The following is a 15445-nucleotide window of genomic DNA, read 5'->3' on the forward strand; positions in this document are numbered from 1 at the left end:
GCAATGAAAAAAGCCAGTCGGTTGGAGGCAATCGACTGGCTTGTAGACTTTGATCCGGGTGCGACTTGACGCGTGAAGGGCATCGGCGGGTCAACCTGTGCGGGTGTCGCGGACGAACGCGCGCCCGTAGCCGCTCGGGGTGACCGCGTGGAACCCCAGTGAGCCGTAGAAGCGCTGGGTGCGCACTTCGGGGTCGGTGAGCAAGACGGTCTGGCCGATGTCGGCGAACTGGTCGAGCAATCGGGTCAGCAGGTCACTGCCGATGTGGCGGCGCTGGTAGGCGGGCGTCACGAGGACGTCTTGTACATAAAGGATGGTGTGGTGATCCGTGATCGCGCGGGCCAAGCCGACTAGCTTGGGGCCGTCCAGCGCCCACAGGACCGTGGCATCAGCGATCCCGGCCAGGGTGTTGGCCGGCGCCTTGAGGTAGGCCGTCCAACCGACGCTGGCGTACAGCGCCAGGATCGCCTGGTCGCTGAGCGTCGCCGGGCGCTGCCAAGTGTATGAGATCATTGCTCGTCCTCGACCAGGTAGGGGCGCAGCTGACCAGCTTGGATCGGGTTGACCACGGTCTTGATCTGCGTGCCTGCTGCCGTGTAGTCTGTGCTGATCACCCCAGTTTCGCGGTTGATGAAGTCGACCAGCTGACCTTGATCGAACGGGATCAGGTAGGTGTTCGTCTCATTATCTGCAAACACGCGGCTTTCGATCAACTCGACCAGCTTGGCTAGGGACGCCGGGTCTTTGGCCGAGTAGATGAACTGGTTGCCGTTGAGCTCGGGGTAGCGTGTGTCTGGCCGCAGATCGGCCTTGTTATAGGCCTCGATCATTGGGACGTTCTCGATCCCGATGCTGTTCAGCGTTTTCTCGGTCACGGCCATCATCTCGGGGTAGTGCGGATCAGCGTAATCGACCACTTGGATCAGCAGGTCGGCGTTGGCTGCCTCCGCTAGGGTCGCCTTGAAGGAATCGACCAGTTTGTGGGGCAGCTTGGAGACGAAGCCGACCGTGTCGCTGAGTAGGAACTTGCGGTGATCGGGCAGGGTGATCTGGCGCACCGAGGTGTCCAAGGTGGCGAAGAGCATGTCTTTTTCAAAGACCTGCTTGGTCTCTGGGTGATCTGCGTAGAGCCCGAGCAGCCCGTTCATCGTGGTGGACTTGCCGGCGTTGGTGTAGCCGACCAGCGCGACCACCGGCAGTTCGTTTTCCTGGCGCTTGGCCCGGCGGACTTCCTCCCCAACGTCCGCGTCTTTGAGTTCCTGACGCAGGCGAGCGATCCGCTTGTTCAGGACGCGGCGATCCATCTCGAGCTTGGATTCCCCGGCCCCGCGGTTGGCCAAGCCGCCGCCGCCACCTTGCTGGTCCAGTTTGTTGGCACTCGGGTGCAGGCGCGGCAGTGCGTATTGCAGCTGGGCGATCTCGACTTGTGTTTTGGCTGTCTTGCTCTGCGCGCGGTTGGCGAAGATCTCCAGGATCAGCTGGGTGCGATCGACAACGTGCAGCTTAGTCACACGTTCGATATTGCGCAGTTGCGATGGGGAGAGCTCATCGTTGACGAGGATCGTGGTCGCATCGACCGCGCGGGCCAGCTCGGCGATCTCCTCGACCTTGCCGGTGCCGAAGTAATAGCCGGCGGTGGAGCGGTCGAGGTTCTGGCGTGATTCACCGACGACATCATAGTTGTTGGCGCGGGCAAGTTCCCCGAGCTCTTGCATCGTGTAGTCGAAGTCCGCTTGACCGCGTGAGATGCCGGTGATGATGACTTTTTCTGGTGCGTGTTGTTGTTCTTGCATAGTTTCTCCTAACTGCGCCACTGCGCGCGCCTTGAGTAGGGCCCATCACCTCGAGTGACCGTGGCGATGGGCACAAAAAAAGGAAGCGAACGGCTTCCTCAGTGTGACCAGACTGGTCCCGTAGATTCGACTCGCTGCAGTGGCGCCAAAAGCGCTGGGTTATCCAATTGTCTGGGTGGCCACTGTCCGTAAACGCATTGCGGGTCGACTCCTTTCGTCTAATTGTTCTAAGTGTAACATGTTTGCGTGGGCAGGGCTAGCGAAAAACGCGGGTCGCGCTTGCAATCTGGCGACACTCGGGTACGATGAGGGAGTTGAAAAATTGGTGAAGGCGGCGCACGCATGAGGGCTCAGTTCCAGTATTGGTTGACCAAGTATTTTTCCGGTGAAAGCTTCGATCACCACTTCGTATTCGCACTGCTCGGCCCGGTGGTGGTCGATCAATTCTTCCTGGTCAGCTTCAATTTTTTGAATACTGCGATGATCGCCAGCTCCGGTGAGGCCGCGATCTCGGCGGTCAACATGGTCGGGTCGGTCAATGTGTTCCTGATCCAGATCTTCGTTGCCGTCGGCCTCGGGGGGACCGTGCTGATCGCCCAGTACTTCGGCGCTGGGGAGCGGCAGTTGCTCGGGCGCGTGGTCAATGGCGCGGTGTACGGGGCGGTCCTAGTCGGCCTGGGCCTTGCGCTCGTGTTTGGCGCGTTGCACAACGGCCTGTTGAGCCTGCTGTTCGGTGCCGCCAGTCCGGCGGTGATGGCCAATGCCCGCCTATACATGCTGGGCGTCCTCGTGAGTTACCCCTTCGAGGCGCTGGTGGAGGGGACTAACGGGTGCTTGCGCGGTATCGGCCGGACCGCGAACTCGCTACAACTGTCGCTGGCGATGAACTTGATGTATCTGCTGTTCAACCTGGTGACGATCACCTGGTTGCACCTCGGGGTCGTCGGGATGATCATCGCGTTGAACCTGTCGCGCTGGCTGGCTGCGGTGCTTGCCGGCTGGATGTTGGTCAGCCATCGGGAGTTGTTTGCCCTGCGGTGGCGCGTGATGCGCCGGATCGATTGGCGGATGTTGCGCCGCGTGATCATAGTCTGCATTCCCTTTGCGGCAGAGTCATTCTTCTTCAACGGGGGGAAGATCCTGATCCAGATGATGATCGTTGGCCTGGGCACGCGGGTGATCGTCACTTGGGCGATCGGCGGCTCCTGGACGTCGTTGTCCGAGATCATCCCGAGCGCCTTGGGCACCGCGTTGGTGCCGCTTGTCGGGCAGTCGATGGGGCGCGGCAACGTGGCCGATGCCCGCAAGATCACTAAGTCGTTCGTCGGTCTGGGGATCTTGGCGTTCGCGCTAGTCGATGCCGTGCTGGTGCTGAGTTTCAGTCGCGGCATCCAGCTCTTCTCGCCGGCACCGGCGATCGTGCCGGCCATCTTCGCCTGCTACCTGATCTTCCTGGTGTGGCACTTGCTGGCGTGGGCGTTCTCCTTCATCCTGCCCAATGCCTTGCGTGCAGCGGGAGACGGCAAGTTCACGACCACGGTCAGCCTGGTGTGCATGTGGGCGTTTCGGGTGGTCGGGGTTTACGTCTTTGGGTTGCGCCTAGGCTACGGGCTACCAGGCGTCTGCCTGATCATGTCGCTAGAGTGGGCGCTACGTGGCCTGATCTTCATCCACCGCTTCCGCGGCGATCGCTGGCACCGCCAGCACTTGATCTGACGGGCACACACAAGGCCTCGGACCAACTGGAGACGCAACCCGGCCAAGTCGGTCGGCGGGTGGCGTCTTTTTGGCCTGTACCTAGACGCCAAAAAACCGCCGCGCATAGCGCGACGGCGGTCAAAGGGGGGATCAGTCTTCAGTGATCCCATGGCGGCCGTTCTTGGTGAACAGCACGATGCCAGCTGCGAGGATCAGGTCGACGACCACGATCAGGGCGATCTTGAGCCCGCTGTTGATCAGGTCCTTCAGCAGGTTCGTGTACATTCCATAGCTGATCAAGGCGATCAGGCCTGCGCCGAGCACGATGGTGAAGGTCCACCAGGTGCCGCGCCCAAAGGCGTTGCCGTGTTGGCGCTGGCGCTTGGCGATCCAAGGCATCATGAAGCCGAGCACGACCATGCCGATCGGCACGATGATGTTCAGCGTCAGCATCAAGGCGAAGGTGTTTTCATCCGCATCGGTCGGGAAGAATCCAAGTACCGCCAAGGCGAAGGTCACGATCAGCATCCACAGACCGACCACAAACCCAAGCTTGTCGGACTTGATGTACTTGTAATCCGGGGTCGGGAAACGGTCGGCGTGGCGCCGGACCATGATGTAAGACCAGAACAAGAAGCAGGTGGAGAAGGGGCTGACGATCCCGTTCAGGTTCAGCAGCCAGTTGAAGATGTCGTTGATCTTCGGCAGCATCCCCCCGAGCGCCATGATCACGGCGCAGATGATGGTGGTCAGCCAGTAACCGTTGATCGGCAGGCCGTCCGAATTCTTCTTAGTCAGTTGACGCGGCATGAAGCGTTTGGCGACATCAGATAGGAAGACCCGCGTCGAGGCGTCAAGGATCACGGCCAGCTGCGCCAGCATGTAGATCCCTTGCACAACGGCGAACAGGTACATCAGACTGTTGCCCAGGCCGAACTGCGCGCCGATCGCCTGGAACGCGTAGTAGGACCCGTTCATCTTCAAGTCATTCGGCAGGTGATGGGCGTTGAAGTAGACCCCCAGCGAGAAGGTGCCGAACAGGGTGAGGAACATCGTCATGATCGCGATCATCTTCAGGGCCTTCGGGAAGTCCTTCGAGGGATTCTTCATGTCTGCCGTGTAGGGGGCCGCCAGTTCCGAGCCGTTCATCGCGAAGACGAACAGACCAAAGGTGGACAGGAACGAGAGCGAGAAGAAGTGCTTCGGCATGAAGGCACTGAAGTTGAAGGGGTGCGTCGCGATCGGGTTGCCGTGGGCGAGCCCGGCGAAGGTCATGATCACGAATAAGACGGTCATGATGAACATCGCGCCGCCACCGATCGTGGACATCCACTCCAGCGACTTGTTCTTGAAGAAGTGCTGCAGCCAGATGAAGACGACGAAGACGACCGCGGTCAGGATCCCGAACCAGGCGTTGCCCAAGTGGCTCTGGATGTCGCCGTTGCCGTTGGTGATCCAGCCGAAGCTGATCACGACGGAGTTGGCGACATCGACGACGTAAGGAAGCCCGGTGATCCAGTAGAACCAAGCGGCGAAGTAGCCGATGGTGTCGCCGTTCGTCTGACGCATCCAGCTGGTGATCCCGCCGCCTTGTTCGGAGAAGGTCGAGCCCATGTGTGCGACGATCAGGTTATAAGGGATCACGTAGAAGACGGTCATCAGGACCCAGCTGGTCACCGCGACCAGCCCTTGGTTCTGGAAGTTATAGATAATATCATCGAAGCCGATCACGGTGACGAAGTCCATCAGGCCGACGATCATCCATGGAATGTATTGCTTCTGTTTGGTTTCAGGTTGCATAGTTTCCTCCTCGGGATTACGAGCGACAGTGGTCAGCCCGAGGAGACGGCGCTTTGTTGCGTGGCATCGCTGGCCCTCCTTCAAAAAGTCCTTGCTTATTTTACACAAGATGACGCGACACTGAAACCTATTTTCTGCAAAAGCATTAACTTTTTGTTAACGCGTGACAGAGTTGTTAGGTGACTGTTAGCCCGGTGCCCGGTCAGATGCGGTACGATAACATCAAGCCATCAATAACGGAGGAATCGATATGCAAAACCAACCGGTCGTGAGTGTTCATGACATCACCAAAACCTACGGGAAGGCCAATGAGAAGCAATATCAGGCACTCAAAGGTGTGACGTTCGACGTGCACCAAGGAGAATTCGTCGGCATCATGGGGGCGAGTGGTTCCGGGAAGACCACCCTGTTGAACATCCTATCCACACTGGACCGGCCGACTTCAGGCACTGTCGCAATCGATGGGCAAGACGTCACCGCACTTAAGGGGGACAGGCTGTCTGATTTTCGCGCGAAACAGGTCGGGTTCATCTTCCAGGACTTCAACTTGTTAGAGAACCTGACCGCCCGCGAGAACATCGCCCTGCCGATGGCGCTTCAAAACGTCAGCCATAAGCGCCAGCAAGACGCCGTCGATAAGATCGCTCGGACCCTAGGGATCGATGGTGTGCTCGACCACTATCCGACTGAGCTGTCTGGGGGCCAAAAGCAGCGGGTCGCCGCTGCGCGTGCACTGGTCCAGGAGCCGGCGATCCTGTTTGGCGATGAACCGACCGGGGCGTTGGACTCCCAGTCCGCTCGGGAGTTGCTCAACACGATGCGTGAGTTGAACCAGGCGCAAGGCGTCTCGATCCTGCTGGTCACGCACGACCCGTTCTCAGCGAGCTATGCGCAGCGCATCCTGTTCATCAAAGATGGACAGATCGGCTCCGAGTTGGTGCACGGCGATCAGTCGCAGGCGGACTTCTACCAAGAGATCCTGAACACGCTCGGCACCTTCCAGAACTGAGACGGGGGATATTATGTTACGAAAATTAGCACTCGGCGGGATCCGCTCGCGCTTTCGCGACTATGCGGTCCTGTTTTCCGGCCTGGTGATCGCCAGCGCGGTCTTTTATATGTTCATGGCCCTGGCGACGAACACCGAATTCCTGAAGGGCAACTCACCGATCGGGATCACCCCGATCATCTTTGGTTTCGGTGAGGTCCTACTGGTGATCATCACAATGGTGTACATCGTGTACGCCAACACATTCTTGATGAGCATGCGGCAGCGCGACTACGCGATGTTCATGATGCTTGGGGCGAAGTCGCGCAAGATCGCGCAGTTGATCTTTGTCGAGACCGTGAGCGTCGGGCTTCTCGCGTCGGTCGTCGGGACCGGCTTGGGGATCGGGCTGACTGTCATGGCCGGACGCATTTTGATCCAAATGCTGCATGCGCCGGCGACGCATTTTGCGCCGTTCTGGTTGCCGGCCCTGCTCGCGACCTTCGGCTTCTTCATCCTGATGTTCGTGATCGCAGCGGCGTTCAACGCGGCTAAGCTGCTGAAGACGCCGATGCTTCAGTTGTTGCATGCCGACACGACGCCGAACCGGATCAAGCAAAAAGGGTGGGTCCTGCTCATCCAGGCCATCGCCGCCATTGTGCTCTTGGCGATCGGCTACATCGCGATGACGATGCTGGGCAAGGTCGGCGTCCCCGCGATCGGCCTTGCGTTGATCACGATCGTTGCAGGCACCTACTTCCTGTTCAACGCCCTGCTGATCTGGCTGATCAGCCTGCTGAAGCGCAACCACCGCTTCGCTGCGCAGGGGTTGCACACGTTCACCTTGAGCCAGTTGAGCTTCCGGATCCGGGACTACACCAAGATCCTCGCCGTGGTCGCGATGCTGTTCGCGCTGGCGCTCGGCGCGATCACGGTCGGGCTGGGATTCCAAAACGAGATCCCGAAGATGGCCAGCAAGCAAACGGCCTATGATGTGGTGACGATCGCCCCGGATGCGACCGTCTCGCGGCAGGCGGCTAAGCTCGTCGACGTGACCCAGAAGCGGACGTACACACAAAAGCGCGATGCGCGCTTCATCTACTTCGATCAAGGCGAACTGAGCGCCCATCCATTGCTGTTCGAGGCGTTCCAAGGCGATGGCGAGTGGGCGCGGGTCAAAGTCGACGGTCATAATTGGGCCCGCTACGCAGCCGATATCGACAGCCAGCTGATCCAGTTCCGGCTGCCGGCGGATCAAGACCGTGGCTTCAAGGTGGTCTCGGCGGCTGCGTTTGCCAAGCTGGGCGGCCCGAGCCGACAGGTCGTGACGTATCAGGTCGCAGACTTCGGGCGCAATTACGAGACGATCGAGGCGATGGTGACCGCGCAGAACAAGCGGTATCAGATCACCAGCGCAGACATGAGTGGGCAGAAGCTCACCGTGTACACGCTGATCAACAGCTTGTACGGTGGGCTGGCCTTCATGGGCTTCTTCCTGGGTATCGCCTTTCTTGCGATGCTCGCCTCGACACTGATGTTCAAGATCCTCAGCGGCGCGAGCTACGATGCGACGCGATACCTGATGCTACAGAAGATCGGGGTGCGCAAGCGCGCCCTGCGCCGGTCGATCCGCCAAGAGATCGGGGCGCTGTTCTTCTTCCCGGGCTTGCTCGGCGTGATCCATGTACTGTTCGGTCTACAGATGTTCACGACCCTGCTGCAAGGGGCGTACGATCACTTAGCCTTGCCGTTCGGGCTTTTCCTAGTCTTGTACCTGGTCTACTACGGCCTGACCGTCTGGCTGTACGAGACGATCGTGATCAAAAAAGACATTGCGACGGATTGACCGCCCACGAAGCACGTGCAACCGCACGTGCGTTTTTGGGTTTCAGTCGTGGGTGCGGACACCAAGGCGCGGGGGACACTGCGGCCACGCAAGTCTTGGACGTGCAGAATTCGCCAAGCCGCCGTATACTGGCACTGCGGCAGGGCGGCAGTGTTGCAGTATCGTCGACCGGCGCCGGTCAAGGGAAGGGGGCGCAACACAAAATTTCTGCACCTTTTTGCGCATTTCTTCGGTTTTTTAAGTTAATTTTCGGTGAGAATGTAAGCGCTAACACCTAGATAACGGCGGTTTTTGTTCTTTCATTCCGAAACAAACGCCAACGGCAGGGGCTTTCATTGAAAACGCCGCAAAGCCGAACGTTATCCTTGAGGTGAGTAGTGTCGTTCTTGAACGAATCACCTCATCATGCTACAATTTTTATAACAACGGAGCAGTTATCCGAAAAGGGGGAAATGTTCGTGAAAATCAGTCATAAACTTGGGATGATCGCACTTGTCGCGGTCACCGCAACTGTATTAGGGGCATGTGGGAGCAAGAAGGCCGATGATACCAAAGGGAAGACCGACCCGAAGAACTCTGTCGCATTGGTGACCGATGGTGGCGGTGTTGACGATAAGTCCTTCAACCAGAGTGGTTGGGAAGGGCTGGAGAAGTGGGGCAAGAAGCACGACCTGGTCAAAGGGGTCGGTGGCTACAACTACGCCCAGAGCAACTCTGATGCGGACTTCACGCCTAACATCAACAAGCTGATCCAAGCGAAGTATGCCATGATCGTCGGCACGGGCTACAAGCTGCACGCGTCGGTCGAAAAAGCGGCGAAGGCCAACCCGAAGACGCGCTTCTTGATCATCGATGAAGTGATCGATGGGCAAAAGAACGTGGCGTCCGTCACCTTCCGCGATAACGAAGGCGCCTTCCTCGCTGGGGTCGCTGCAGCCAAGACGACCAAGACGAACAAGGTCGGGTTCGTCGGCGGGATGCACAGTGCCGTGATCGACCGCTTTGAAGCCGGCTTCCGCCAAGGGGTCGCGACGGTCAACCCGAAGATCTCGGTCGACATCCAATACGTTGGTGACTTCAGCAAGCCTGCGATCGGCCAGTCTCTGGCGAGCGCGATGTTCAACAACAACGTTGACGTGATCTACCACGCCGCTGGTGGATCCGGTGCCGGTGTCTTCTCCGCTGCCAAGAACGTGATCAAGAACAAGAAGGTCTGGGTCATCGGGGTTGATCAGGATCAGACGGCTGAAGGGAAGTACGCCGGTGGGAACCTGACGCTGACGTCGACGATCAAGGGTGTCGGCACGGCGATCGAAAAAGTCGCAGACGATGCGATGGACGGCAAGTTCCCAGGCGGTAAGACCACCGTTTACGGCCTGAAGGAAAACGGCGTTCAGCTCATCAAGGGTAACATGAGCGATGCCGCTTGGACGGTCGTTAAGGACTACAAGCAGCAGATCATCGACGGCAAGATCACCGTGGCCGAAAAGCCAGCAGATGTGAACAAGTATCTGAAGAAGTAAGATCGCATCACGTGATCGGGCAATATGGGCTGAGGGTGGACATGCGTCTGACCTTAGCCCATTTTTACCACGACAGGCACGTGTCGAGTCACCCCCGGCGCGTGCGATAGAAAGGGTGAGCACATGGCAGAACCAGCAATCAAAGTAACCGGATTGACGAAGCGCTTCGGCGATTTCGTCGCCAACGACCACCTCGACTTGACGATCAAGTTCGGGGAAGTGCACGCACTGCTGGGCGAAAACGGCGCCGGGAAGACCACCATGATGAACATGCTCTCGGGGATCTTGATACCGACCAGCGGGACGATCGAGATCCGCGGCAAGGAAGTGCACTTGCACTCCGCCAAGGATGCGACGGCGCTTGGGGTCGGGATGGTCCACCAGCATTTTATGCTGGTCGAGAACTTCTCGGTGATCGACAACATCATCTTGGGGGCCGAGCCGACGCGCGGGGGGAAGATCGACCGTGCGCAGGCCAAAAAAGACATCATGGCCCTGTCTGAGAAGTACCGGTTACACATTGAACCGGACGCGAAGATCGAAGACATCTCCGTGGGGATGCAACAGCGTGTCGAGATCCTGAAGGTCCTGTATCGCCAAGCGGATATCTTGATCTTCGACGAACCGACGGCGGTGTTGACGCCGCAAGAGATCGACGAGTTGCTCGACATCCTGCGCATGCTGGCAGAAGAAGGCAAGGCCGTGGTCTTGATCTCCCACAAGCTGGCCGAGTTGCGCCAAGTCGCCGATGTGATCACGATCATTCGGCGCGGGAAGAAGATCGACACCGTGCCAGCGTCGACCTCGACGGCGGAGCTGGCCGATAAGATGGTCGGTCGCCACGTCAATTTTGCCCGGGAACGGGTCCCGATGCCAGAAGGCGCGCCGATCCTGACGGTCAAGAACCTGGTCGTTACGGACAAGGATAAGGTCGAGCACGTGCGCGATCTCACCTTGACCATCCGGGCTGGGGAGATCCTCGGGCTTGCCGGGATCGATGGCAACGGTCAAAGCGAGTTCGTCAAGGCCCTGACCGGCCTTTTGCCGGTCACGAGCGGGCAGATTCTGGTCGATGGCCGGGACTTGACCCACGCGACGCCGCGTGAGGTCACGGAAGCCTCGGTCGGCCACATTCCGGAAGACCGGCAGCGCTTCGGGCTGGTGATGCCAATGGACCTGGTCGAGAACATGACGCTTCAGACCTACTACCGGCCGCCAATGTCGCATCACGGGGTGATGAACACCAAAGTGATGATCAAGACGACCGAGCAGTTGCTCGAAGACTACGACGTTCGTCACGCCAACCTGCAGCAGCGGGCCGGCGACTTATCGGGGGGGAACCAGCAGAAGCTGATCATCGCCCGGGAGTTGTCGCGCGATCCACACCTGGTGATCGCGATGAACCCGACGCGTGGGTTGGACGTCGGGGCGATCGAATTCATTCATTCACAGTTGCTCAAAGCGCGGGCCGAGGGGCACGCCGTTCTCCTGATCTCATTTGAATTAGACGAAGTCCGTCAGCTCTCCGATCGTGTCGCCGTGATCCACAACGGCCACATCGTCGGGCAAAGCGCGACGGCGGACCTGACGGAGCAACAGATCGGGTTGATGATGACCGGTGAATCGCTGGAAAGCGCAAAGGAGGCCGCCCATGAGAATTAAAAATACTTGGATCTCGGGCCTGGCGATCCCGCTGACCTCGATCTTCCTCGGACTGTTGCTCGGGGCGATTATCATGCTGTTGTCCGGCTTCGATCCGATCGCGAACTATGTCAACATGTTCTCCGGTGCGCTGGGCACGCCGAACGCGATCGGGGAGGTGCTGCGATCCGCAACGCCGCTGATGCTGACGGCGCTTGGGTTCGCGGTGGCGAACTACGCCGGGTTCTTCAATATCGGGCTGGCGGGGCAGGCGCTGGTCGGCTGGTTGGCGTCGGTGGCCTTTGCCAACGCCTTCCCGCACCTGCCAAGCATTCTGATCATTCCAGGCGCGCTGATCGCGGCCGCGCTGGCGGGCGCCTTTTGGTCCGGGATCGCCGGGTACTTCCGGGCGTATTTCGGCGCGAACGAAGTGATCACGACCATCATGCTCAACTACATCGCGTTGTATGCGACGAACGCGATCATCAAGGCCTACATGACGGTCGGCGACGGGGATTACTCCAAGATGATCCCGAAGGCTGCCCGGTTGCGCACGCCGTTTTTGGAACAATTGACGCAGAACTCGACCTTCCACTACGGGATCATCCTGTCCGTGGTCGCCGTGTTCTTCATCGCCTGGTTGCTGAAGCGGACCACGCTGGGCTTTGAGATCCGCGCCGTTGGGATGAACGAAGACGCCGCCTTGTACGCCGGGATGTCCCCGAAGCGCACGATCATGGCGTCCATGCTGATCTCCGGGGCCCTCTGTGGGCTTGGCGGCGCGATGGAGGGGCTGGGTAACTTTCAGAATATCATCGTCAACACAGCCCTGCCGAGCATCGGATTTGACGGGATGTCGGTCGCCTTACTGGCGGCCGGTAGCCCGATCGGGATCCTGTTTGCGGCCCTCTTGTTCGGGACCCTGTCGATCGGGGGATTGAACATCTCGATCGCCTCGACGACCCCGCCTGAGATCACGAGTATCGTGGTCGCGTCCATTATCTTCTTCGTTGGTGCCAACTACGTGATCCGCTACTGGTTCGCGAAGCTCCACAAGCCGACTAAGAAGCAGCCAGGGACGCCAGCGAAAGCGGAAGTCACCGCGCAGAACCCAATGGAAAACAAGGAGGTGCGCTCATGAACATCACCACACTTTTGATGACCGTCATCTCGACTTCATTGGTCTACTCGGCGCCGCTGATCTTCACTGCGCTGGGCGGGACCTTCTCGGAGCGCTCTGGGATCGTCAACGTTGGCTTGGAAGGGATCATGGTCATGGGCGCGTTTTCAAGCGTCGTGTTCAACCTCAAGATGGGGGACACGTTCGGCGCCTTGACCCCGTGGCTTGGCCTAGCCGTCGGCGCGGCGGTCGGCGTGCTGTTCTCCTGCATTCACGCTGTCGCGACGGTCAACTGGCGAACAGACCACATCATCTCTGGGACCGTCCTGAACTTGATGGCGCCAGCACTGGCAGTCTACCTGACCAAGCTGATCTTTGACGGGCGCGGCCAGACGGACATTCTCCAGTACCCGCTGGCAACGGTCAGCATCCCGGGCCTCAGTGCGATCCCGGTGATCGGCGACATCTTCTTCACCAACACGTCGCTTCTGGCGTACTTGGGGATCTTGGTTGCGATCCTGTCGTGGTGGGTCCTTAAGTACACGAAGTTCGGCCTGCGCCTGCGCTCCGTCGGGGAACACCCGGAGGCGGCGGACTCACTGGGGATCTCCGTCTACAAGTACCGCTACATCGGGGTCCTGCTGTCCGGGCTGCTCGGTGGGATCGGCGGGGCGGTGATGGCCCAAAGCGTCACGCTGAACTTCTCCGCGACAACCATCGTCGGGCAGGGCTTCATGTCCTTGGCCGCACTGGTCTTCGGGAAGTGGCACCCGATCGGCGCCATGGGGGCGGCCATCTTCTTCGGCTTCGCCCAGAGCCTGGCGATCATCGGGAAGTACATCCCAGTCATCGCCAACGTGCCAGACGTCTGGTTCACGATCGCGCCGTACCTGATCACGATCATCGTCGTCGTGCTGTTCATCGGCCGCTCCAAGGCGCCAGCAGCCGACGGGACGACGTTTATCAAGTCACACTAAGCATTCTGCGTCATGAGCCACTCCTTGTGAGTGGCTTTTTTCTGTGGGGCGCACCGGTGTTTGGACAATCGAGGCGGGTTGACTATTTTTTTGGCCGTCAGACGCGCCTACACTGTAAGCGTAATCAAGAAGCGAGGTGAAACGTGATGAAAAAAGCATTTTGGCTCACCGCTGCAGTCGGGGTCGCCGCTGCGACCGTCTATACACTGCATAAGTTGGACTGGTTCCATGATGACGCGAAAGACTACGCGATCTTCGAATCACACCGCGCGTAATGAAGGAGGAACAGGGATGATCAAACATCAAGCAATTATGATCGGGGCTGGGCTGGCCAACATGGCAAGCGCAGTGTACCTGATTCAAGAAGGTCATTGGGCTGGCGACGCGATCACGTTTTATGGGATCGACGATCACGGCTCCAACGACGGCAGTGCCGCCAGCGAACAGGCAGCAGACTACTGGAACGCCAACCATCCGCTGGACAACACGACCGGCTTCATCGCCCGCGGTGGCCGAATGCTGAACTATCGCACTTACGTGGACCTGATGGACCTGTTGAGCCGGATCCCGAGCGCAACGGAGCCGGGCATGACGGCGGCCGAAGACACGCGCGAGTTTGACGCGAAGCACCGCACCTTCGACAAGGCGCGCCTGATGCGGCGCGGTGATGGGATCGTGCAAGCCGGCAAATTGGGGTTGAACAACCAAGACCGCGCCCTGTTGACCAAGCTCGTGATGATGCCGGATAAAGACGAGGAGCAGTTGGACAACGTCTCGATCGCCGACTACTTCCAAGACGATCCGCACATGTTCACCACCAACTTCTGGTACATGTGGGAGACGACGTTCGCCTTTCGCGTCCAGAGTTCTGCGCAAGAACTGCGGCGTTACATGCATATGATGCTGTATGAGTTCACCCAGATCGAGCACCTGGTTGGCGTCAACCGGACACGCTACAACCAGTTCGAGTCGATCATGCTGCCGCTGATCAATTACCTGAAGCAGGCGGGCGTGCGCTTCGAGCTCGGGCAGATTGTGACGGATTGGACCTTCAAGGACAGCGCGATGCAAGACGAGATCACCGTCACCGGCCTTGAGATCACGGACGCCACTACCGGTGCAGTTGAGCACCTGACCGTTGACGATGACACGGCAATTATTTTCACCAACGGGAGCATCACCGACTCGGCGACGATCGGTGATTACAACACGCCTGCCCGCGAGAATATGGACTACGGGCTGAGCGCGGCGCTGTGGAAGAAGGCGGCGGAACGCTTCTACAACTTGGGTAACCCAGACAAGTTCTTCGCCGACCGCAACGCGTCGGAGTGGGTCAGCTTCACCCTGACCACGAGCGATCACGTTTTGCTCAACGAGATCACCCGGATCACGACGCAGGTCCCGGGGAACGCGCTGAACAGCTTCCTGTCGGTCGCACCGGTGTCTGAGGCCGGGCAGCCGGATGTGAATATGTCGATCGTCGTGCATCATCAGCCGCACTTTACGACGCAAAAGCCGAATGAGGCGGTCATCTGGGGCTACTTCCTGTATCCACGGCGGACCGGTGAGTTCGTCCAGAAGCCGTACATCGAGATGACCGGGGCAGAGATGTTGCAGGAGCTGCTCGGTCAGCTCAGCATGGTCGATCCCGGACCGATCAACATTCGCGAGAAGGAAGACGAGATCATGGCCAGCGTGATCAACTGCATCCCGGCCTACATGCCTTACGCTTCAGCGTTGTTCAACAACCGGGCGAAGTCGGACCGGCCGCTGGTGATCCCGGCGCATTCGACGAACCTTGCGTTCACCGGTGAATTCGCCGAGCAGCCTTACCAGATGGTCTTCACGGAGCAAAGCGCGGTGCGCTCTGGCGAGATCGCCGCGTACCACTTCGCGGGGATCCCGATGAGCCGCTTAGTCAAGACCCCGCGTTACGATAAGGACATCCCGACGCTGCTGCGTGCGACGAAGAAGATGTTCGACTGACTTATCTGACCGACCCCAAAAAGCCCGCCAGCACCTCTATCAAAGAGGCGCTGGCGGGCTTCGTTGCGCCCGA

Annotated in this window: 12 protein-coding genes; 9 read left to right on the top strand and 3 right to left on the bottom strand. The window is 59.1% G+C overall.

Translation table 11 applies throughout. The annotated features are described in order from the left end of the window. Window positions 1-90 precede the first annotated feature (90 nt). A complete protein-coding gene (locus HII33_RS04815) occupies window positions 91-513 on the bottom strand; it encodes a GNAT family N-acetyltransferase (protein WP_179394640.1) in 423 nt (140 codons plus the stop codon). Further along, window positions 510-1793 carry a GTPase HflX gene (gene hflX, locus HII33_RS04820; RefSeq protein ID WP_179394641.1) on the bottom strand — a complete coding sequence of 428 codons (1284 nt, stop codon included), beginning with the start codon at window positions 1791-1793 and terminating at the stop codon, window positions 510-512. Before hflX ends, HII33_RS04815 begins: the two co-directional genes overlap by 4 nt. 342 nt (window positions 1794-2135) lie before the next feature. On the opposite strand from hflX, the gene HII33_RS04825 reads away from it, so the two are divergent. Beyond that, a complete protein-coding gene (locus HII33_RS04825) occupies window positions 2136-3509 on the top strand; it encodes an MATE family efflux transporter (protein ID WP_179394642.1) in 1374 nt (457 codons plus the stop codon). Between the two features lie 132 nt (window positions 3510-3641). On the opposite strand, the gene HII33_RS04830 is transcribed toward HII33_RS04825, so the two are convergent. Then, on the bottom strand, window positions 3642-5291 hold the full coding sequence (locus HII33_RS04830; protein ID WP_179394643.1) for an APC family permease: 1650 nt from the start codon (window positions 5289-5291) through the stop codon (window positions 3642-3644). A 250-nt stretch (window positions 5292-5541) separates the two neighbouring features. On the opposite strand from HII33_RS04830, the gene HII33_RS04835 reads away from it, so the two are divergent. From HII33_RS04835 to HII33_RS04865, 8 genes are all read left to right on the top strand, one after another. After that, window positions 5542-6300, top strand: coding sequence for an ABC transporter ATP-binding protein (locus HII33_RS04835; RefSeq protein WP_179394644.1), 759 nt, complete (start codon window positions 5542-5544; stop codon window positions 6298-6300). 13 nt (window positions 6301-6313) lie between these two features. After that, window positions 6314-8125: an FtsX-like permease family protein gene (locus HII33_RS04840; RefSeq protein WP_179394645.1), complete on the top strand. Its 1812-nt coding sequence runs from the start codon at window positions 6314-6316 to the stop codon at window positions 8123-8125. A gap of 452 nt (window positions 8126-8577) precedes the next feature. Continuing rightward, window positions 8578-9648 (top strand): BMP family lipoprotein, encoded by a 1071-nt coding sequence (locus HII33_RS04845; protein WP_179394646.1) that lies wholly within the window; start codon window positions 8578-8580, stop codon window positions 9646-9648. 123 nt (window positions 9649-9771) lie between these two features. After that, window positions 9772-11310 carry an ABC transporter ATP-binding protein gene (locus HII33_RS04850; protein ID WP_179394647.1) on the top strand — a complete coding sequence of 513 codons (1539 nt, stop codon included), beginning with the start codon at window positions 9772-9774 and terminating at the stop codon, window positions 11308-11310. Further along, on the top strand, window positions 11300-12430 hold the full coding sequence (locus HII33_RS04855; RefSeq protein ID WP_179394648.1) for an ABC transporter permease: 1131 nt from the start codon (window positions 11300-11302) through the stop codon (window positions 12428-12430). The genes HII33_RS04850 and HII33_RS04855 overlap by 11 nt, the downstream gene beginning before the upstream one ends. Then, entirely contained in the window at window positions 12427-13386 is a 960-nt protein-coding gene (locus tag HII33_RS04860; RefSeq protein ID WP_179394649.1) for an ABC transporter permease, read from the top strand. Before HII33_RS04855 ends, HII33_RS04860 begins: the two co-directional genes overlap by 4 nt. 146 nt (window positions 13387-13532) lie before the next feature. Further along, window positions 13533-13661, top strand: a complete 129-nt coding sequence (locus HII33_RS13890; protein WP_281362213.1) for a hypothetical protein — start codon at window positions 13533-13535, stop codon at window positions 13659-13661. A 16-nt stretch (window positions 13662-13677) separates the two neighbouring features. Continuing rightward, the gene (locus HII33_RS04865) at window positions 13678-15372 is read left to right on the top strand and encodes an oleate hydratase (protein ID WP_246287269.1); all 1695 of its coding nucleotides are present in this window, start codon (window positions 13678-13680) and stop codon (window positions 15370-15372) included. Window positions 15373-15445 lie beyond the last annotated feature (73 nt).

The organism is Lacticaseibacillus absianus (assembly GCF_013407595.1).
GTDB lineage: Bacteria > Bacillota > Bacilli > Lactobacillales > Lactobacillaceae > Lacticaseibacillus > Lacticaseibacillus absianus.